The sequence below is a fragment of the Collinsella aerofaciens genome (assembly GCF_041537385.1).
GTDB lineage: Bacteria > Actinomycetota > Coriobacteriia > Coriobacteriales > Coriobacteriaceae > Collinsella > Collinsella aerofaciens_BV.
This window is the reverse complement of record NZ_JBGORS010000002.1, coordinates 199,042-219,385: the sequence shown is the minus strand read 5'-3', so window position 1 is coordinate 219,385 and position 20,344 is coordinate 199,042. Positions and strand designations below refer to the sequence as shown.

The 20,344-nt window shown below is 55.8% G+C and carries 18 protein-coding genes and 1 tRNA gene; 15 read left to right on the top strand and 4 right to left on the bottom strand.

Features of this window, described 5'->3' with window-relative positions; all coding sequences use genetic code 11:
* Nucleotides 1-125: 125 nt before the first annotated feature.
* On the bottom strand, nucleotides 126-3,164 hold the full coding sequence (locus ACEG18_RS04400) for an insulinase family protein (RefSeq protein WP_372541409.1): 3,039 nt from the start codon (nucleotides 3,162-3,164) through the stop codon (nucleotides 126-128).
* Between the two features lie 850 nt (nucleotides 3,165-4,014).
* Here ACEG18_RS04400 and ACEG18_RS04395 point away from each other — a divergent pair.
* The 13 genes from ACEG18_RS04395 (at nucleotide 4,015) to ACEG18_RS04335 (ending at nucleotide 16,351) form a co-directional block, all read left to right on the top strand.
* On the top strand, nucleotides 4,015-5,049 hold the full coding sequence (locus ACEG18_RS04395) for an SIS domain-containing protein (protein WP_147349540.1): 1,035 nt from the start codon (nucleotides 4,015-4,017) through the stop codon (nucleotides 5,047-5,049).
* Between the two features lie 372 nt (nucleotides 5,050-5,421).
* Entirely contained in the window at nucleotides 5,422-6,210 is a 789-nt protein-coding gene (locus ACEG18_RS04390; protein WP_117790910.1) for a GntR family transcriptional regulator, read from the top strand.
* Nucleotides 6,211-6,218: 8 nt separating this feature from the next.
* Nucleotides 6,219-6,923, top strand: coding sequence for a GntR family transcriptional regulator (locus ACEG18_RS04385; RefSeq protein WP_055287651.1), 705 nt, complete (start codon nucleotides 6,219-6,221; stop codon nucleotides 6,921-6,923).
* 214 nt (nucleotides 6,924-7,137) lie between these two features.
* The gene (locus ACEG18_RS04380; RefSeq protein WP_055287649.1) at nucleotides 7,138-7,554 is read left to right on the top strand and encodes a PTS sugar transporter subunit IIA; all 417 of its coding nucleotides are present in this window, start codon (nucleotides 7,138-7,140) and stop codon (nucleotides 7,552-7,554) included.
* A 13-nt stretch (nucleotides 7,555-7,567) separates the two neighbouring features.
* Entirely contained in the window at nucleotides 7,568-8,029 is a 462-nt protein-coding gene (locus tag ACEG18_RS04375) for a PTS sugar transporter subunit IIB (protein ID WP_099432598.1), read from the top strand.
* 27 nt (nucleotides 8,030-8,056) lie between these two features.
* On the top strand, nucleotides 8,057-8,842 hold the full coding sequence (locus ACEG18_RS04370; protein WP_055310757.1) for a PTS mannose/fructose/sorbose/N-acetylgalactosamine transporter subunit IIC: 786 nt from the start codon (nucleotides 8,057-8,059) through the stop codon (nucleotides 8,840-8,842).
* Nucleotides 8,829-9,659: a PTS system mannose/fructose/sorbose family transporter subunit IID gene (locus tag ACEG18_RS04365; RefSeq protein WP_055310758.1), complete on the top strand. Its 831-nt coding sequence runs from the start codon at nucleotides 8,829-8,831 to the stop codon at nucleotides 9,657-9,659. Before ACEG18_RS04370 ends, ACEG18_RS04365 begins: the two co-directional genes overlap by 14 nt.
* 48 nt (nucleotides 9,660-9,707) lie before the next feature.
* On the top strand, nucleotides 9,708-10,706 hold the full coding sequence (locus ACEG18_RS04360; RefSeq protein ID WP_055310759.1) for an SIS domain-containing protein: 999 nt from the start codon (nucleotides 9,708-9,710) through the stop codon (nucleotides 10,704-10,706).
* A 30-nt stretch (nucleotides 10,707-10,736) separates the two neighbouring features.
* Nucleotides 10,737-11,621: a PfkB family carbohydrate kinase gene (locus ACEG18_RS04355; protein WP_117790911.1), complete on the top strand. Its 885-nt coding sequence runs from the start codon at nucleotides 10,737-10,739 to the stop codon at nucleotides 11,619-11,621.
* 97 nt (nucleotides 11,622-11,718) lie between these two features.
* Nucleotides 11,719-12,753 carry an SIS domain-containing protein gene (locus ACEG18_RS04350; RefSeq protein ID WP_147349540.1) on the top strand — a complete coding sequence of 345 codons (1,035 nt, stop codon included), beginning with the start codon at nucleotides 11,719-11,721 and terminating at the stop codon, nucleotides 12,751-12,753.
* Nucleotides 12,754-12,856: 103 nt separating this feature from the next.
* A complete protein-coding gene (locus ACEG18_RS04345; protein ID WP_372541406.1) occupies nucleotides 12,857-13,606 on the top strand; it encodes a PTS mannose/fructose/sorbose/N-acetylgalactosamine transporter subunit IIC in 750 nt (249 codons plus the stop codon).
* Nucleotides 13,606-14,454 (top strand): PTS system mannose/fructose/sorbose family transporter subunit IID, encoded by an 849-nt coding sequence (locus ACEG18_RS04340; protein WP_199408835.1) that lies wholly within the window; start codon nucleotides 13,606-13,608, stop codon nucleotides 14,452-14,454. Before ACEG18_RS04345 ends, ACEG18_RS04340 begins: the two co-directional genes overlap by 1 nt.
* A gap of 430 nt (nucleotides 14,455-14,884) precedes the next feature.
* A complete protein-coding gene (locus ACEG18_RS04335) occupies nucleotides 14,885-16,351 on the top strand; it encodes an ATP-binding protein (RefSeq protein ID WP_372541405.1) in 1,467 nt (488 codons plus the stop codon).
* A gap of 100 nt (nucleotides 16,352-16,451) precedes the next feature.
* Here the strand turns inward: ACEG18_RS04335 and ACEG18_RS04330 are convergent, their stop codons facing one another.
* Complete coding sequence (locus ACEG18_RS04330; protein ID WP_372541403.1) at nucleotides 16,452-16,943, bottom strand: hypothetical protein; 492 nt, start codon at nucleotides 16,941-16,943, stop codon at nucleotides 16,452-16,454.
* A gap of 11 nt (nucleotides 16,944-16,954) precedes the next feature.
* Here ACEG18_RS04330 and ACEG18_RS04325 point away from each other — a divergent pair, with 11 nt between their 5' ends.
* Nucleotides 16,955-17,524 (top strand): hypothetical protein, encoded by a 570-nt coding sequence (locus ACEG18_RS04325; protein ID WP_372541401.1) that lies wholly within the window; start codon nucleotides 16,955-16,957, stop codon nucleotides 17,522-17,524.
* A gap of 319 nt (nucleotides 17,525-17,843) precedes the next feature.
* On the opposite strand, the gene ACEG18_RS04320 is transcribed toward ACEG18_RS04325, so the two are convergent.
* Both ACEG18_RS04320 and ACEG18_RS04315 read right to left on the bottom strand, forming a co-directional pair.
* A complete protein-coding gene (locus tag ACEG18_RS04320; protein WP_372541399.1) occupies nucleotides 17,844-18,530 on the bottom strand; it encodes a DUF5710 domain-containing protein in 687 nt (228 codons plus the stop codon).
* A gap of 334 nt (nucleotides 18,531-18,864) precedes the next feature.
* Nucleotides 18,865-18,939 (bottom strand) — tRNA-Val (locus ACEG18_RS04315).
* A 289-nt stretch (nucleotides 18,940-19,228) separates the two neighbouring features.
* Here ACEG18_RS04315 and ACEG18_RS04310 point away from each other — a divergent pair.
* Nucleotides 19,229-20,251 (top strand): DMT family transporter, encoded by a 1,023-nt coding sequence (locus ACEG18_RS04310; protein WP_372541398.1) that lies wholly within the window; start codon nucleotides 19,229-19,231, stop codon nucleotides 20,249-20,251.
* Nucleotides 20,252-20,344: the final 93 nt, after the last annotated feature.

Below are 20,344 nucleotides of genomic sequence, written 5' to 3'. Positions count from 1 at the left end.
ATATTCTAGTTGCAATTTAGATCCGATGCAATCACCCATACTATAGAACATGTGTACGTATAGAACAAGTGTTCGAACCACTACAAAGGGGCCTGTCCCCTTTGTAGTGGTTTTGCTTGCTGTGGTTAGCCCATCAGGTCGACTACGTTGAAGCCGGCGTTGCTCTTGGCGATGACGTCGCGGCCGCCAAAGACGCAGGTGGGCGACTCGGCTGCGATGCGCGTCACGTCGGCGCCGAGCGAGCGAAGCTCACCGGGTGTGGCCGCGAGCATTTGGGCGCGACGCTCCTCGCGTGCATGCGGGTCGAGCCCGGCAAGGTAGGTCGTGTTGCGGCGCTTGGTGAGCGCGTACGGCTTCACCGGCGCGTCCATGCCGCTCACGCAGCTCACAATAAAGCCCTCAAAGGCGGCCTCGTCGGGCTCAAAGCTGCCGAGCCATGCACCGGCGCGTTCCACGCGCTCAATCGAGGGGTCGATTGCTGGGTCGCGGTAGGTGTAGAACGCCGTCTGACGCTCACCGGCCGCGCGGAATCCGCAGCCGTACGCACCGCCCTTCACGCGGATCTCGTTCCACAGGTAGTCGTAGGAGAGCGCGTTGGCAGCTACGGCCCAAGCGCCCGTCACGTCGATGCCCAGGCGACGCGGGTCGCACGCGCTTGCCGCAAAGCAGATGTCGCTGGGGATAACGAACGCCTCGTGACGGTCGTGCGGCTCCGGCACCACGAGCGTGCCGCTGGCAGCGCCGTCGCCAGCGCCAAGCCCCAGGTTGCCCGCGGCATCCCAGTACGCGTCAAAGTCCTCGTCGCTGCCGGTAAAGCTCGCCATGCAGCCATCGGCCACAAAGATGCGGTCTGCCAGCTCGGCAAGCTTGGCGCGCAGGTCGTCCAGTCGCTCGTCAAAGTGCTCGAGCAGATCGCGCAGGAACAGGTAGAAGTCCACGCCCGAGAGCTGCTCGCGCACCACGGCCGAAGGCGAACTGTAGCTCATCGCGCGACCGAGCGCCGCCGAGTGGCCGTTGTTGATAAAGCCCTGCTCAAGCCCAATGCGAATCTGCGTGAGCACGTCGCGAACGCGGTCGGCGTCGGCATCGAGCAACAGCGTGCTCGACCACACCTCGCGCGGCAGGCTCGCCAGCGCGTCGATCTTTTCGGACAGGGCGCCGGCGCTCACCAGCAGGTAGGGGCGCACGCCGTCCACGTCGGGCTGCGTCATGACCTCGGTCGTAAAGCTCAAAAAGCCCAGCTTGCCGGCGAGCAGGTTGTCGAGTTCCTCGGCTGAATGCTCGCGCGTGGGCAGCTGCTTAAGCAGGCGGCAGAGCAGCGTCACATAGGGCAGGTCCTCAAACGCGACGCAGCTCAGGTCGAAATACTGCATGGCGTAGGCCAGGCGGTTGGTAGGGATGTCGTGGCGCAGACAGGAGATGGGCGCGGTCGTGTCCACGACCAGCGGCGGTTCGGGGCGCGCCTCGCCAATGTCGGACACGCGCAGGCGCGGCAGCGTGGCCTTGTCCTCGGGCGTGTCCTCGGCTTCCTGCGCGGCACGCAGCGCGGCCGTGCGCTCGACCACGTCGGCCAGCTCGGAATCGGTCATGGCGTCGCGCTTGGCTGCCAGCTCGATGGCCTCGGCACCCTCCGAACCCTCGGCGGCGTCCACCGGCACCAGCTCGACGAGCGCCATGTGGTCGTTCTCCAGCACCAGCTCGCGCAGCAGGTCCTCAAAGTAGGTGCCGTCCAGCTCGCTACGCAGCTCCTCGTACACCGGGCCGTACTTGAGTGCCAGCGTCGCGGCGTCGTCATCGTAGAGCCAGGTGCTCAGCGCGTCGCACGCAATGGCCACGCCGTCGGCGATGCCGTAGTCGCGCTGGCGCAGATCGTATTCGTTGCTGCTGATGATGGCTTCCAGGCGCTCGCGCGGAACGCCGTGCTCGCACAGGTCGCGGCAGGCGTCCTGGAACACGTGGCGCAGCTCGCGCGCCACGCCGGGCTGCGCGTTTTGCAGCATGATGAGCTCGTAGGGCTGCAGGCTCTCGGCCGCGGTATAGCTCACCACGTTGCCGCCCAGGCCGGCGGCCAGAATGGCCTTCTTAACTGGCGCCTCGTTAGAACCCAGCAGTGCCTCGAACAGGATATCCGCCGCGATCGTGCGCTTGCGGTCGAGCGCGCTGCCCAGCACAAGGCCCAGGCCCACCAGGGCGTTTTCGGGCGTGGTGGCCATCTCGACGCGCTTATACTCGCAGGTCACGGGCGCCTGCACGTCCAGCGGATTGGGCGCCAGCGTGGACGGGTCCTCGCCGGCGGCAACGGCTGCGTCCATGCGCCGGCTCGCGGCGCTCGGCTGCGACAGATAGCGCTCGTCCAAAAAGGCCAGCGCGCGGTCCACATCTAGGTCGCCATAGAGCGTGATGTAGGAGTTGGAAGGATTGTAGTGGCGCGCGTGCGTGTCCAGGAACTGCTCGTAGGTGAGCGCGGGAATCGCGCGCGGGTCGCCGCCGCTCTCGTGCGCATAGGCGGTGTCGGGATAGAGCGCGGCGTTGACGGCGTCGTCCAGCACGCTCATGGGGTCGGACAGCGCGCCCTTCATCTCGTTGAACACTACGCCGTTATAGCGCAGTGTGCCCTTGCGCAGGCTCGCGGAGCTGCCGTTACCCGCGTCCTCGGCGCCCTCCGGCAGGTCCAACTCGTAGTGCCAGCCCTCCTGCTCAAAAATGGTCGGCTTGGTGTAGATGGCCGGGTTGAACACGGCGTCCAAGTACACATCCATCAGGTTGTACAGGTCCTGCTCGTTGGTGGTGGCAACGGGGTAGATGGTCTTGTCGGGGTAGGTCATGGCGTTGAGGAACGTCTGCATGGAGCTCTTGATCAGGTCGACAAACGGCTCCTTGACGGGAAACTTGGCCGATCCGCACAGCACCGAGTGCTCAAGAATATGGAACACGCCGGTGGAATCGGCCGGCGGCGTCTTAAAGCCAATGGCAAAGGCCTTGTTTTCGTCGTCGCACGCCAGGTACAGCAGGCGAGCGCCCGAGGCAGTGTGGCGCAGCACGTAGGCGTCTGAGTCGAGCTCGGGCACGGTCTCGCAGCGCTCGACGGCAAAGCCGTGGCAGGTGGTACCGGGCACCAGCAGCGCGGCAGCAGCGGCGCGTGGGTCGGTTGAGGTGGTGGGCATATGCAGTCTCCTTTGACGCCCCAGCGGGGGCGAATCGAGTCGAATCCTCGAGAGTATACCCATATGGGACCGCGGCACTGCAGCGAACTGAAGACGATGCCGGCGGATTGGCATGGGCCCCGCGTGTCCCGCCAAATGAGCGTGGATTTTCGGACGAAATAATCCGTCGCAGGCCCAAATGTCGTCCAATTATCCACTCCCGCATACCTTTCGTCTCCAACCGTGAGATGAGAGATAGACGAGAGACGTATACGAAAGATGGCTGTACAGCAAAGAGCCAAACAATTAATAGTGCTGTTAATAGTGCTGTTTGGTTGGTGATTGTTTTTTCAGTAAAAACATTTACGAATAAAGCAAGTTGCAAACGGCTGCCCCCTTATTTCGTACGCATTTTTATGGCGAGAAATTGCCGCCATATGATCGGACGAGTTTCAACGATTGCGATTTAGTATTTGGCGCGGATGCGGTCGATTCCGATGAAACGCTAGTTGACCACGCGGTAGATTGTGCTTTCTCCCAGACGCCCCGGCAATGCGCAATAAGCCAGATAACGAAGCGATTGCCGGTGCGTCTATCCATAGGGAATTCCGGGAAAGCTTCTGCGGGCAGTCAAAAGATTCGTCGGCCTCAAGCGGATTAAAGGTATTTGCATAAGACGTCATTTAACCAGAGACGATGCACATTGAATCGTTCAATGAACTTGCGCGCTGTGTCCAACAACGCCGATTGTTGTTTTAAGGGGCTTGAGGAAAGAGCAGAAGCAAAATAATACTTGCATAGTTAGTTATATAAAGTATTATAACGTTATGGGATGAATGAAGGGTTCATCTAAGTGAGTTAGGAGTAAGGGATGTTCAATTTCGATGAGCCTCGTTACGAGAAGGTTGTGAGCGATGCCCTCGCTCTCCGTCCTCAGATTGAGGCTGCCGTGGACGAGGTCTGCGAGCAGGGCTATTCCAACATCTTCTTCATCGGCTGCGGCGGCACCTGGGCCCACACGCTCCCGATGAAGTACTGGGTCGAGACCACCACGGCCGACGTCGACGTCCACTGCGAGATCGCCGCCGAGTTCCTCGCGTGCCCGCCCAAGGCCTTCAACAAGGACTCGGTCTGCGTCTTCTCCACCCGTACCGGCACCACCCCCGAGATCATCGAGGCCGCCAAGTTCTGCCAGGAGCAGGGCGCCCGCACGCTGATGTATGTCTCCAACGACAACACCCCGGCCACCGAGTACGCCGACTACAAGTTCTTCAGCTTCGCCGAGGACGACGTCCTGTGCGAGGCCATCTACACCTACCAGATCACGCTGGTCGCCCGCTTCCTCAAGAACGCCGGCGCCTTCCCCAAGTACGACACCTTCATGGAGGAGTTCGGCAACATCGCCCCGTACCTCATCAAGGCCAAGGACGCCCAGGACGAGCGCTGCGCCGCCATGGCCGAGGACTTCAAGGACACCGACTACCACATGGTGATCGGCTCCGGCATGCTCTGGGGCGAGGCCTACGACTACGCCATGTGCATCCTCGAGGAGATGCAGTGGATCAAGACCAAGTCCATCCACGCCGCCGAGTTCTTCCACGGCACCATCGAGCTGTGCGAGGAGGGCACGAGCCTCATCATGCTCTACGGCGAGGACGACACCCGTAAGCTCATGGACCGCGTGGACAACTTCACTCACATGCTCGCCGACGAGAAGGGCGTCCATGTCCGCGTGAACAAGTTCGACACCGCCGAGGTCGAGCTGCCGTTCAGCGACCCCGAGTTCCGCAAGATCGTCTCCCCGATGGTCACCTACACCATCACCGAGCGCCTGAGCTGCCATCTCGAGCACGTCCGCAACCACCCGCTCACCACGCGTCGCTACTACCACCAGATGAACTACTAAAGCAGCTTTCAGCGGTCGTTATTTTGCTCGGAAATAATTCGTTATGTTGCGTTCGTAAAACAATGCAAACAAATGTCGCAGTCTCGTTCTAGGGAGCCATGCCGTAGCTGGCCGCTTGAGGTCGTATTTGCTTGGACTCGACCATGCGGCTCGTTGGCATTTCACGGTAGCGACTTCAAGGCGAAATGGGGCATTTTTGCCAAATGCCCCTCTTGTTTGCGCCACAAGTGGCATTCGACACCTTCATATGGAGTGTTTGATATTGTAGACGGTTCAAAAATAAGATTGAACCGTCTATTTCTTTCAAAATAATACGTAATAGGTTATCTTATAACGTATAGAAGTTTCATAGAATGTTATACGGAGAACGTTATGATTAACCCGACTAGTGCTGTGCCGCTATATGTACAAGTAGCTGATGATTTGCGCCGCCGTATTGAGATGGGCGAGTTTTCCGAAAGTGGCGTGTTGCCTAGCGAAAATGGTTTTTGCGAAGAATACGAGGTTAGCCGTGCGACGATACGGAAGGCAATTCAAACTCTTGTGGATGACGACGTGCTTGATACGCGTCATGGCAAGGGCACATTTATCCGGCAGCCTAAAATCGTCTCGAGCTTGAGCACGTTTAAGGGTTTCACTTATTTTTGCCATGAAAATAATATCGAAACCTCGTCTCGTGTTCTCGCTCTTCAGGAGGTCGAGCCGCCCGTTGCCGTCCGTCGTCATTTGCGAATGGAAGAGAATGAATCTGCGGTTTACCTCAAACGCGTGAGGTCAATTAACCACATAAATGCAATGATTGAACATATTTATCTTCCAGTAAAGAACTTCGGGTTTTTACTGGGTGTCGATATGGAGAACGCATCACTTTATGAAACGATTGAGAGAGAGACGGGGCTGCGACTAGAGGATAATTGTTTCCCGTCTATTGTGCTTGAAGCAGGGCTTGCTACGGATGAGGAGAAGCGCATCCTTAATATCGCAGGAGAAGCTGCGATGTTTATATTGAGTGAGACCGTTTATATGAGCACTGGTAAGCCAGTGCACTTTACTAAGCAGGTGATGTTGGGTGATTATTTCAAATACTTCTTTTCGATTAAGGCTAATCAACTCGGCATCAATTGGCGGGGACTTGAAGCCGTTGAGTGTAGAAAGCAATAGGTTGAATAATGGTTAAAGTGGAGAGCGCTGTTCCATTGTATAAGCAGATCGTTCACGATCTTGTGAGTCGAATAGAAAGTGGCGTATATAGCGAAGGGGATAAGCTTCCTACTGAGACGGAGCTTATGGAGGAATATGGCGTTAGTCGTATTACTGTTCGATCGGCAATCAAGGAACTAGAGGATGCCGATATCGTTGAGCGCACGCGAGGGAAAGGGACTTTTGTTACCACGACACGCAATGCCTATGCAGCCGATGACCAGGAAAGCTTCACCCATTCCTGCATTCAAGAAAATAAAAAGCCTTCTACCGTAGTGCTCGAAGTAGCTTGGATTTATCCTACGCTGCGCGACGTGCGTTTTCTTCAGGTCCAGGAGGACGAGAATATTCTTCAGACTAGACGTTTGCGCTTAGTCGATGGCGTGCCAACGATGTTGGAAACCAATAGCTACACTCCTTCTCTTGCCTTTTTGGAACATGAAGATTTATCGGGTTCTCTACTTGAGGTGCTGGGAAGACGCCATATCGAACTTGGCAATAACGAGCGAACGTTGCAGGTGTGCTTTGCAAGTGCTTACGAGGCAGAACATTTGAATGTAAAGCCGGGATCTGCCCTTTTATTATTTGTAGATAAGCGTTGCAGCGCGCAGGGAGTGCCATTGTTTATTTCGCGGCAGGTGTACTGCACTGAGCGCTTAAAGTTTTATCTCTAGCGAAAGCCAAACCCCGGATCTTTCTTAACCGAATAACAAGAGATTGAAAACGCCCCGACAAAGGGGCGTTTTTTTGCCGTTTACGGGCGAATTATTACCGCTTAGGAAGCTTGATTGATCTGTCTTGACAAAGCGAAAGTTTCGAGGATACTGTAGATAACAATACAAAATATAACGTTCTATTAACAGATGATTGACTGAGATTGGGAGATAAATGAGGAAGTTGCTCTTGGCCAGCCATGGGCCACTTGCTAGAGCGATGCGTGAAACGCTCCAGCTATTTTGCGGTGAAGATCCTCGCGTTAAGGTGCTATGCGCATATGTCGATGAGGACACGATGGATGTAAACGAGTTGATAGATTTTTGGGACCGTTCTCGCGACCCAGCAGACCAGTGGATTGTCATCACTGATGTCTATGGTGGGTCAGTGAATAACGCTTTTATGGAAAGGTTGGGTGACGATTCTCTAAGGCTCATTGCCGGCATGTCGCTACCACTAGTGCTCGAAGTGTTTTCGAAATTGAGCACACTTGATGACGCCGAGCTCGCTGCATTGGTTTCAAGTGTCCGCCAAAAGGGCACATGCCTATGTTCGCTGCCAAATTCGGTAGAAGAAGACGAGGATTTTTGAGAAAGGAACAAAGATGATTAAGCTGCTGAGAGTTGACCATCGCTTGCTTCATGGTCAGGTTGCCATGACTTGGACGCAAGAGCTTGACACCAATTGCATTTTGATTGCCTGCGATGCGGTTGTGAAAGATGACGTGCGCAAGACGACGCTTAAGCTGGCACGTCCGGCAGGCGTCAAATTGGTTATCAAATCGGTCGATGATTCTATCGAGGCTCTTAGGAGCGGTGTGACCGATAAGTACCGTTTGTTCATTGTCGTTGAAAGCATCGAAGATGCTTACCGCCTGGCAAAGGGCTACAGCGAAATCGAGCATATCAACATTGGAGGAACGAAGCCGCGTGAGGGTGCAGATGTACGCCTATCTTCAACGGTTTTCGCTACCGATCGCGACGTGGAGCTTCTACATGAGCTCAGTGATGCCGGAATCGAGGTGGAGATCAGGCAGGTACCTAGAGACGAGAAGATTTTGATTTAAGCACATACAATAGAAAGGGGATCCCTCATGTTGACTCAAGCGATCCTTATCGGCCTCGTCGCAATGTGCGTGACATTTGAGTGGGCACTTGGCACTTGCCTTGCTTCTCGCCCGATTGTCACGGGCGTCCTCATCGGTCTTGTGATGGGTGATTTGCAGACGGGCATTATTGTCGGCGCCACGCTTGAAATGGTGTTCATTGGATCGGTTACCATCGGGGCGGCCGTTCCGCCTGACGTTATCACCGGTGGTATTTTGGGCACTGCCTTTGCAATTTCGACGGGTCAGGGCGCTGAAGTTGCGCTGACGCTCGCTTTCCCGATTGCGTCGCTTTATCTCATCATTGATAACGCGCTTACGCTGATCGTGATGCCGTTTTTCGTCCATAAAGCGGACGACTGCGTGGCAAAGGGCGACCTCAAAGGTATGGAGCGGATGCATCTGCTTGGTGGATTCATCGTCAAATCGCTTCCTCGCTTTTTCGTGTGCTCCCTTGCTTTCTATCTCGGAACGCCGGTTATGAACGCGGTGCTTAACGCAATTCCCGAGTTTGTAAGTAACGGCCTGGTTATTGCGGGTGGATTCATCCCTGCGCTCGGCATTGCACTGCTCGCTTCAATGATTGTCAACAAGCAGACTGCTATTTTCTTCGTGCTCGGGTTTGCGCTCTGTGCCTACATGAGCATTCCAATCCTTGGTATTGCCATCATTGGGCTTTGCCTCGCAGTAATCCTCGTGGTGGTCCAGCCAAACTTCATTGCTCAGACGCCACAGCTTAGTTCGGAAGGGAGCTTCGACGATGACGACTTCTAATGACACCAGTTCCAACAAGATTACAAAGCGTGATCTAAAATCGGTATTTTTCCGTTCGCTTACGATGGAGTACTCCTGGAACTACGAGCGCCAGCAGCACATGGGATACTGCTTCTCCATGCTTCCCATCATTCGTCGCGTGTATAAGAATAAGGATGACCAGGCTGCTGCTGCTAAGCGTCACATGGAGTTCTTCAACACCACTCCTTATGTCTCAACATTAATTCTGGGCATTTCGGCAGCGATGGAAGAGGCAAACGCTAACGAAGAGGATTTTGACGAATCCTCCATCAACAGCGTAAAGGCCGCTCTTATGAGCCCGCTGGCCGGCATCGGTGACTCTCTGTTCTGGGGAACGTTGCGTGTCATCGCCACTGGCTTGGGTGTGTCGCTTGCTATGCAGGGTAACATTCTCGGCCCGCTTCTCTTCCTTGTCGTATTCAATGTTCCGCATTATCTGATTCGTTGGTTCTGCCTTAAATGGGGCTATGGATTCGGAACCAGTTTCTTGAGCAAGATCGAGAAATCTGGTCTTATGCCAAAGCTCACTATGGGGGCTGCAATTCTCGGTCTTATGGTTATCGGCGCTATGGTGCCCAACCTTGTATCGGTCAGCGTGGCTGGTTCTCTCGGTACCGGCGACAGTGCGCAGACTATCCAAAGCATCATCGACGGTATCATGCCGAGCCTGCTGCCGCTGCTTGTGACACTTGGAGTTTACGAACTCGTCCAGCACAAGGTCAAAATTGCTTGGATTCTCGTTATTCTCATGGCGGTTGGTATCGTCGGCTCCTTCTTCGGAGTGTTTGCAATCTAAATGGTTGATTTCGCCGTCTGGCCCAATTGAATTAGAAAGGTATATCTCATGGTTTCATTTGATGAACAGGCAATTCTCGATAACGGTGCTTATATCTACAATCAACGTGCCGAAATTGAACGCATTGCTGACGAAATTTGCGAAAAGGGTTTCGATTCGATTTTCTTCACCTCGTCAGGTGGCTCGCTTGCGATGATGCAGCCGTTTGACTATATGGTTTCTGTTATGTCCGATATTCCCGTCCAGTCCCAAGTTTCGGCAGATTTCCTCACGGTTGGCAATCGGCGCATCGGTAAGGGGACCTTGGCGTTCATGGCGTCCAAGTCGGGCGACACCAAAGAGACGGTCGCGGCGGCAAAGGCGGCAAAAGACGCAGGCTGCACCATTGTCTCTACGCTTGGCGTGGACGGTTCACCGCTTGGTGAACTTTCCGATTATGGAGTGATCTATAAGCAGGGTCGTCCTATGGAGCTCGTGCTGTACCTTCTGATTGGAAAGATTCTCAAGAACAGGGGCTTTTTCGATGACTACGATCGCTTCGCTGATGAGCTTGTGAATCTCCCTGCTGCTCTCGTTTCCGTCGGCAAGAACGCTGACGAGATGGCTCGCGCATATGCTCTGAAGCACAAGGACGACCCGTATCAGATCTGGATCGGTTCTGGCAATCTGTGGGGCCCCACGTATTCGTTTGCCATGTGTGTGCTCGAGGAGTCCCAATGGCTGCGCACCAAATCCGTTACATCGCCTGAGTTCTTCCATGGCACTATCGAACTTGTTGAGCCGGGCGTTTGTGTCGCGCTCGCAATGACGGAGGCGCAGACTAGGCCTCTTGATGAGCGCGTTGCACGCTTCTGTAAGCAATATGCGGATGATTTCACCGTATTCGACACACATGATTATGAGTTGCCGGGTATCAGTGATGAATTCCGCTGGATGCTTTCTCCGGTGGTGCTCAATGCCATTCTCTCGCGTGTGAGCAAGAATTTCGAGGAAATTCGTGACCATTCGCTCGACATCCGCCGTTATTACCGCAAGGTCGAGTACTAATAAAGACCGTACGTGATGGGAGGCGTTGAGGTGAAAATCGCAGCAATTGGTGACAACGTTATTGATCGCTATCTCAACAAAGGCGTTATGTATCCTGGTGGCAATGCCGTAAACGTCGCTGCCCATGCAAGCATGCTTGGCGCACAGGCTGCGTATATTGGGGAGATCGGCAACGACCTGGGAGGGCGAATAATCACCGATGCCCTTTCTTCGCTGAACGTTGACCTTTCGCAATCATCTATGCCTGAAAAAGCGACAACCAAGACTTGCGATGTAAATGTTTACGACGGTGAACGTGTCGAAGTTGGTTACGATACAGGGGCTTGCTGGGCGCACAAAACCCACATCAACGATTCTGATGTCAAGTTTCTTCAGGGATTCGATGCGGTTTTTACCAGCGTCAATGCAAAGCTGCAGGATGATGTGCACCTAGTTCAAGATCTTCCCGCTGTGGCGGTTTACGACTTTTCCGTTAAAGATAAGTATCGAACCGACGCATATTTCGATCTTGTTTGCCCTGCTACAACCCTTGGTCTGTTTTCCTGTTCCGGCGAGAGCGATCAACAGATTCAAGTTCTATTGAAGAGGGCCATAGAGCATGGTTGTCGCTACACGATTGCTACACGGGGATCTACGGGGCCTGTGTTCTTTGACGGTTCCCGATGGTACCAGGGAAATATAAGACCCGTAGATGCGCTTGACACCATGGGCGCGGGAGATTCGTATATCACTGCGTTTGTTGTGAGCTGTCTCTCGCATGGCTGGAGTAAAAAGCAACCGCTCGATGTGGGGATCATTCGGGATGCAATGGAGTTCGCTGCTGACTATTCAGCTAAAAATTGCCTTAAACCCGGCGGCTTTGGATTCGAGCATAAACTCGCCGAGATGAAAGACAGTCAGGTCCCCCTTTCCTAGAAGGGTTTTTATTTAGACCATTAAGTATTAATACGTAACAAAATGACAAGTTGTCATTGGAACGAATTTCGTTCTATTAAACGAAGGGATAATTGCTATGTTCAATTTCGATGAGCCTCGTTACGAGAAGGTTGTGAGCGATGCCCTCGCTCTCCGTCCTCAGATTGAGGCTGCCGTGGACGAGGTCTGCGAGCAGGGCTATTCCAACATCTTCTTCATCGGCTGCGGCGGCACCTGGGCCCACACGCTCCCGATGAAGTACTGGGTCGAGACCACCACGGCCGACGTCGACGTCCACTGCGAGATCGCCGCCGAGTTCCTCGCGTGCCCGCCCAAGGCCTTCAACAAGGACTCGGTCTGCGTCTTCTCCACCCGTACCGGCACCACCCCCGAGATCATCGAGGCCGCCAAGTTCTGCCAGGAGCAGGGCGCCCGCACGCTGATGTATGTCTCCAACGACAACACCCCGGCCACCGAGTACGCCGACTACAAGTTCTTCAGCTTCGCCGAGGACGACGTCCTGTGCGAGGCCATCTACACCTACCAGATCACGCTGGTCGCCCGCTTCCTCAAGAACGCCGGCGCCTTCCCCAAGTACGACACCTTCATGGAGGAGTTCGGCAACATCGCCCCGTACCTCATCAAGGCCAAGGACGCCCAGGACGAGCGCTGCGCCGCCATGGCCGAGGACTTCAAGGACACCGACTACCACATGGTGATCGGCTCCGGCATGCTCTGGGGCGAGGCCTACGACTACGCCATGTGCATCCTCGAGGAGATGCAGTGGATCAAGACCAAGTCCATCCACGCCGCCGAGTTCTTCCACGGCACCATCGAGCTGTGCGAGGAGGGCACGAGCCTCATCATGCTCTACGGCGAGGACGACACCCGTAAGCTCATGGACCGCGTGGACAACTTCACTCACATGCTCGCCGACGAGAAGGGCGTCCATGTCCGCGTGAACAAGTTCGACACCGCCGAGGTCGAGCTGCCGTTCAGCGACCCCGAGTTCCGCAAGATCGTCTCCCCGATGGTCACCTACACCATCACCGAGCGCCTGAGCTGCCATCTCGAGCACGTCCGCAACCACCCGCTCACCACGCGTCGTTACTATCACCAGATGAATTACTAATCCTTTCAAATTGCTGCTGTTGTCTGCAGGCGAGACGTGCTGAACGTCTCGCCTGCAGGCTTATTACTGGGGTTAATCAAAATGGTTGCCCAGTACCTCCTAGTTGCACTGGTCGCATTATGGCGTCCATGGACGAGCAGTTATTTGGCATTACAATGCCTGGCCGTCCGTTGTTTACGAGCTGTTCGTTGGCTTGATTCTTGGTGACGTTCAACAGGGCGTTATCGTTGGTGCTGCCTTGGAGTCCATGTTCATGGGTGCCATCATGGTCGGCGCGGCGGTTCCTCCCGAGGTCTATACCTCCGGCGTGCTTGGCTGCGCGTTTGCCGTCATTACGGGTACGGGCACGGCAACTGCCGTCGCGCTCGCCCTTCCCGTCTCCGTCTTCCTTCAGGTGTGGCGCAACTTCTGCTACGCCGTTCCGGGTGCCTTTGCCTGCAAGAAGATTGAGACCGCTCTGGCAAATCGCGATCTTGCCAAGGCGAATCTGTACCATCTGACTATCGTGCCGCTGTCGATTGGCATTCCGTCTGCACTGCTGGTGTTTGGCTCGCTGTTCTTTGGTGCCGACCTCATCAACAATGCGCTCAACGCGATTCCGCAGTTTGTGATGGACGGCCTCAACGTTGCATCCGGCGTCATGGTCTGCATCGGCTTCGCACTCCTTATCAGGACCATGGGCGACAACAAGCTTCTTCCTTGGCTGTTCATCGGCTTCATTATGGTCATCTACCTCAAGATGGACGTGGTCGGCGTCGCCGCAGCTGCCATTTGCGTCGCGCTGCTCCTGGCCTTCCGCGAGGGCTCGTCCGGTCCGCAGACGGTTGCTGCAGATGAAGAGGAGGACTTCTAATGGCTATCCAGAACACCGACCTCAAAGAGGCCAAGAAGGACGCGATTATGACTCCCGATATGTATCGGAGCATGTTCCTTCGCCAGTTTACGAGCCAGTGCTCGCAGTCGTACGACAAGATGATGGCAATGGGCTTCATGTACACTATTCAGAAGCCCCTGCGAAAGATCTATCCCAACGACGACGATTACTATGCGGCGCTCGATCGCCATACCGAGTTCTTTAACATCACGCCTCATGTGCTTCCGTTTGTAGCCGGCCTAACGGTTTCGATGGAAGAGCAGGCGGCTGCCGATAAGAACTTCGACACGTCCTCGATTAACGCCATGAAGGTCGGCCTCATGGGACCGCTTTCCGGCATCGGCGATTCGTTCTACTGGGGTACGTTCCGCGTGGTTGCCGCCGGCATTGGTATTGGTATCGCTTCGACGGGCAACCCGCTCGGCCCCATCGTGTACGCGCTCATCTACTCCGTGATTAACTTTGCAACGCGTATCGTCGCCGCCCATCTGGGTTACGACTTGGGAACCAAGTTTTTGCAGCAGTCCGAAGAGAACAACCTTATGTCTCGCATGACGCATGCTGCCGGTGTCCTCGGAATGACCGTTATCGGCGCCATGATTGCGGCGCAGGTCTCGCTGTCCACGGCTTTGACCTTTGACGTGGGTGGTTCGGAGATTGTCCTGCAGGATCTGTTCGATTCGATCTTCCCCGGTCTGCTGCCCTTGCTGGCAACCTTTGCTTGCGTCGCCCTGTACAAAAAGGGCGTCAAGACCATTTGGATCATCTTGGGCATCTTTGCGATTTGCATCATCGGAACGGGCTTGGGAGTGTTCGCGGCGGCGTAATATTGACTGCTATGCTCGCGCGTTGGATAACTAACTGACCGTTTGAAAACGGGGCTCGGCGTAAGGCCGGCCCCGTTTTTTATTTGAGGGATTTTCCGACCGTCCAATAGTCCAGGCCCATGCATCACTCACGTATCTCTCATCTCTCATTCATCAGTAATACGAGAGATAACAGAAAGACGAGAGATAAATATGAGAGATAACCGAGCAGCAAAGAGACAAGCAATCATGGTATTATCTCAATACCGATTGTTCTACCAGCAAAAACATGTTTATATGAAACAGATGGCAGACATCTTATCTTTTATCTCTCACTCCTCTCTAATATGAGAGATAACAGAAAGATGAGAGATAATTACGAGAGATAACTGAGAGACGAAGGAAATCTATTCGCGGCATTCTTCGCAGAACCGAGCGAAAGGACGTGCAGATGAACGAAAACGAACTGACCGGTCTGCTCGAGTCTTTAAGGCGCATGGGCTCGGACGATCTTAACGTTGAGGTCAAGGAGAGCGCCACGACGCTTTCCCGCGACGTATGGGAAACGGTCAGCGCTTTCGCAAACACCGCCGGCGGCATCATCGTACTCGGAGTGAGCGAGCGCGCGGGTTTTGTCCCAGTTGCAAACTTTGAGACCGAGAAAGTGCTCAACCAATTCGTGGCGGGCATGGGCGATGCCGGCGGTCGCGGAAAGCTGGCCAATCCGCCCAAATACACCATTGAGCGCGTGGAGCTCCAGGGCACCGTGGTTCTGGTCATCGCGATTGAGGAGCTCGACCCGTCGAGCAAGCCTTGCTATGTCATAGAGCGGGGCGCTCAAGGTGGCAGCTACAAACGCATCGATGACAAAGATGTCCCGCTTTCGTCGACCGAGGTTTTGGCACTGTCGTCATATGAACGGACGAGTCCTAGCGATCGCGATGCGGTGCCCGGCACGAGTGTGGGCGATCTCGACGAGTCGCTGGTCGACCGCACGATAGAGCGTGCCTATTCGTTGACGCCTCGAGCGATGCGCGGTGCGGCGGACAAGAAGACAAAGATGGAGCGCCTGAATCTCTTCGACTTCCAGGGCAATGTTACCAAGGCCGGCCTCCTTGCCGCGGGCGTTTACCCTCAGCAGTTCTATCCCAAGCTCTTCATTGATGTGGCTGTCCACGTGGGAACTCAAAAGGGAGCTGCGGGGCCACTAAGGTTTATGGACCGCACAATCTGTGAGGGAACGTTGGGCGAGATGATCTCGGATGCTGTCGCGGCCGTCGCCAAGAATTTGCGGCGAACCTCGACCGTCCAAGGCGTCTCGCGTGTCGACTCGCTGGAGATTCCCGAGGAGGTTCTGCGCGAGGCAATCGCCAACGCCGTAATCCATCGAGAATACGGGGATCGGTTCTGTGGGCAATCGATCGCCGTCGACGTTTTTGACGACCGTATCGAGGTGACGAATCCCGGCGGCCTTTATGGAGGGAAGACTCGCGAGAACTTGTTTGACGGCAGCTCCCGATGCCGTAACGCGACGCTCGTGAAACTCATGTCGATTGTCCCGCTGCCGGATGGCGCAGGTTCGCCGGCTGAGGGCAATGGCTCGGGCATCCCGATGATGATCGATGCCATGCGCGCGCATGGTCTGGCCGAGCCCCTGTTCTGCCCGGGGTTCGATCGGTTCAAGGTCGTACTTTACCGTTCAAAGATCGAGCCAGTCGATCATGGCGGGGACTTGATTATGACGGCACTCAATCGCTACGGCGAATTGGGGACGCGCGAACTGGTGGAGCGCACGGGACTCACGGTTTCCCAGGTTAGGGCACGCGTCAATGCGCTCATTGAGCAGGGTGAGCTTGAGCCGACGGCGCCGTCGACAAGCCGCAACCGCAAATATCGACTGTCAGAGCGCGTGGAATAAATGCGTTAGTGGACGAGGCGACCCAATAATCGACCCTCGATTGGCGCCCACTAAGGTAAAGCGATTGTTGCCCAGTCGACGGTGATGCTAAAGACTCGGCTTACGCCGGCATGGCCCCGAACCCGTCCATCAAGAACAGCCTAAGAACCAGCTTGATGACATATCCCGGTTTGACTTCTGCCGCGTCAAAGACGTGGCGTTCGGCGAGCTCGCTGCAGTATGCGTAGATGTCGCGGATAAGGTCCGCGCCCGAGAGCGTAAACATGTAGCCTGCGTCCGAAAGCGCATTGGGTGCGGCGGGCAACTTGGCCATGTGGCAGAACGTTTGCAGGTCGGGCGCCATAACATTCTGGTAGTCGAGGTGGCCGCTGGCATCCTGTGCGGCAAGCTCCAATTGGCGCACAAAATCCAGCGCCGCCGCTAACACAAAGCTCGGCGTAGGCGCATTGACGTCCTGAGTGCTCGCCACGAGTCTGCCCGCCGCCTGCGTGACAAGCCAGGCGACCTCGCGCTGGCAGCGCACGGCCTTGCGCGTCACCGGCTTGATGGACGAAGAAGAAACGCTTCCCTTAGGCGGGTTCGAAGCAGCCATAAGACCCTCCCATGAACAATCCGGCCCAACAAGCCCGGATGAAACACGTGCTACATCAGTATACAGGGGAGTGGGGTAGCGGGGTACAAGCGCGCCAGCGGCAAACCGAGAGCATCAACGATGTGCCTCCGCTCTATTTGGACGATGGTACGTGGGTCATTAAGTACTCGGTTCAAGCGCCGGGTACCGTTGGTTTTCGAGACCAGAATTACAACCGTAAAATGCTCAACTGCATGGAATGTGGCATCCCAGTCGGAGTCATATTTGCAACCGAGGTGGGCTATAAGGTGCTCGGCCTTGCGTTTGTTGAGCGGTTCGAGCCCGAAAACGGATGGTTTGTTCTGCACGGTCCTGTTCATAAAGGCGGACCGGACCCTCGTTTTGCGCCCGACATGAGTTATCTGAAGCACATACCCGTCGATATTGAGTTTGCCGGACAGGGTGCGACCGACGATGAAATTTGGCTTTGGCGGTCTTTTACGATCGTGTCGTTTGATCGGATCGCGCGGCGATGCAATCTCGCGCACGCCTGCCGGTGCATGCTCTTCCTGATTTGTATAGCGAGAGGGGAGCGAGCGTGAGCTGGCGAGGCGATATTGCGATGGGGAAGTACGGAAAACTGCCGCGTGCCCTTATCGACAACAATATGTTTCCGGGCGTAGAAGTTGATTGCGGGTCGTTTGCTGTCGCCTGTCCTTGCTGCGGCTCGCAAATACCGTGTCTCGACATTCGGTTCATCGATGCACGTGACAGGTTCAGCGACGAAGTGAGAAAACGGACAGGCGTTCATATGCCGGTGTATCAGGAGAAATGCCCTGTTTGTGGCCTCGATATCGTGTACGACGCCGGCGACGAGGGATGGGTGATGCGGAGGAGCTGGCTGTGAAGGCATCTCCGTTCCTACAAATAAATCCACTCACCGAGCTGCTTGTGGAACTCGGCGTGATGGTCGCGTGCCCAAGTAAAGAGTGCCTGGTCAAAGTCGGTGCGCGTGGCCGGGACGCCAAAGACGCCGGCAACTTCGACACGCACAAACTCCAGTGCCGGCAGCTTGTTGATGGCGGTGAGGGCAAACGGGGACGTGGGTTCTTCGAACAGACAGTGGCTGCCTTGCAGCGCGTCGCAACTGGTGCACGTGTTGCCGAGCGACGGGGCTTTGGAGGCTCGTGCGCCTACGGGTTTGTAGCCACAGCGCTTAGAAAGATAGTCGCGGATCTCGCCCGGGACGCAGCCAAGAGCGGGAACAATGGCGAGCGCGTTGGCATTGGCCGTGTCGATGGTAATGTGCCCGGCTTCGTTGGGCGCGTGCGCAATGGCGATGCCCTTGCCGTCATCGGTTCGATAGGGAATGCCGAAGGCCGCGACCGAGGTCTCTTTGTGACACTTCCAGCACTCGCGCTTGCCCAGTACTAGATATATATACGGTGCTGAGGGGTCGGATCGGTCAACACCGGGCAGCCACTCGGCAAAGGGCTCGGGGTTGACGCCGCTGGGTACATACCAGATCTTCTTGGTCCGGTCCCATTTGGCGCCCAGCGCCTTGGCTTCTTCTTTGTGCGAAAAGGGGACATCGAGCTCGGTGCGCATGGCGGCTCCTTGGTGCTGCAGGTGCGAGTGGCTCAAGGATACCGCAGGGCGCAGACATCGCGGCGTTTTGCTGAGAAGTTGCGGTGCGGACTGATTGGTTATGCCGATGGATAGATCGGCAAGTAGATGGTCGGCTTTTGGCCAGTTGGGCGGCTGGAGCAGCTTGCGGCGCAGTTTTGTGCCTGGCTATTGTTGATGTTGGGGTATTGAATTTGTTTGGCTGCCATTTGTCAGGTGAATTGATGTTACGTTGCGATGACGGTTGGAGCTGCCAGCGGATTTAGCGACATAAAACAAAACAGCCCAGAGACATAGCCTCTGAGCTGCGAACATTTGGTGGGCGTTAGAAGATTTGAACTTCTGACCTCTTCCGTGTCAGGGAAGCGCTCTCCCCCTGAGCTAAACGCCCGATCAAGGGTGCGCAAGCGCGCAAGGGATAATATAACGGAGCCTGAACTCGGTGGCAAGAACATTTTTAAAAATCGCTTACATTGTGGAATTCGGGGGCTTTGTCATATCCATTTCAAAAGAGCCTGCTGCCGCGATTTGGCTGTCGCGCAATGCAAGGCCATTGCGGTATCGAGCTATGGAAAGACGCCTGCGGAATTGTCCTACCGATAAGCGGACAAGCCTCCAGCTGGTGCCTTCGCCGTGGTAAGGTAAGCCGAATTGTTTCCAGGCTGCTTCGGGGGAGTGGAATGAGCAAAGAGCGTGTCGAGCAGGCCGAAGGCGCAGGGGCTTCGGTGCCGATGACCGATATATCGAACATTGACGTGCCCGAGGGCACCGACGAGCTCAGCCGCAACACCCGTCGCGCATGGCGCGACCGCCTGAACAGCGCTTCGACGCGCAAGATGATCACGGGCGTCTTGGCTACGTTGGTGGGCGGTTCGTTTTGGGGCTTCTCGGGCACCAGCGCGAGCTTTCTGTTCGATACCTACCACGTCGACACCTTGTGGCTTATGAGCGTGCGTCAGATTCTCGCCGGTCTACTCTTTATGGCCGTGGTTGTTACGCGCGACCGCGAGCGCCTGATTAAGCTCTGGACCACACCCGCCGATCGCAAGCAGCTGCTGCTCTTTACCGCCTTTGGTCTGCTGTTCAACCAGTTTTGCTACCTTTCGGCCGTGCGTCTGACGAACGCCGGAACCGCGACGGTGCTCCAGTGCCTGCAGCTCGTTATCATCATGGGCTACACCTGCGTGACCGATCGCCGCATGCCGCGTACTCGCGAAGTCATCGGCATTGGCCTGGCTCTGGGTGGAACCTTTTTAATCGCCACCGGCGGCGACCCCACCAGCCTGAATATCTCGCCGCTTGGCCTGGCAGCAGGTCTTATGTGTGCGGTCAGCGCCACGTGTATGGCGGTGATTCCCGCTAAGATCCTGCCCGAATACGGCAGCCCCATCGTCACGGGCTCGGCAATGCTCACGGCGGGTGTGGTCTCGTGTGTCTTCGTGCAGCCCTGGGCGCATATACCGGCGCTCGACGCTGCCGGCGTCGAGGCGCTCGCGGTGTTCGTGGTTATCGGCTCGTTTTTTGCTTACATGCTCTATATGCAGGGCGTTAAGGACATCGGCTCGGTGCGTGCGAGTCTCATCGGAACTGTGGAGCCGGTTTCGGCGACCATCACCAGCGCCGTTATGCTGGGCACGGTGTTTTTGCCGACCGACCTTATCGGCTTTGCCATGATCATCGTGATGATGTTCCTCACGGTGTAGCTGGCGCCGCCGCCAAGACAGAAAAGGTGTTGTGCCACATTTTCGCCAATTGATGTCCGTGTCTGGAGTTTAGCTGTCGATGCCCAAAATGCC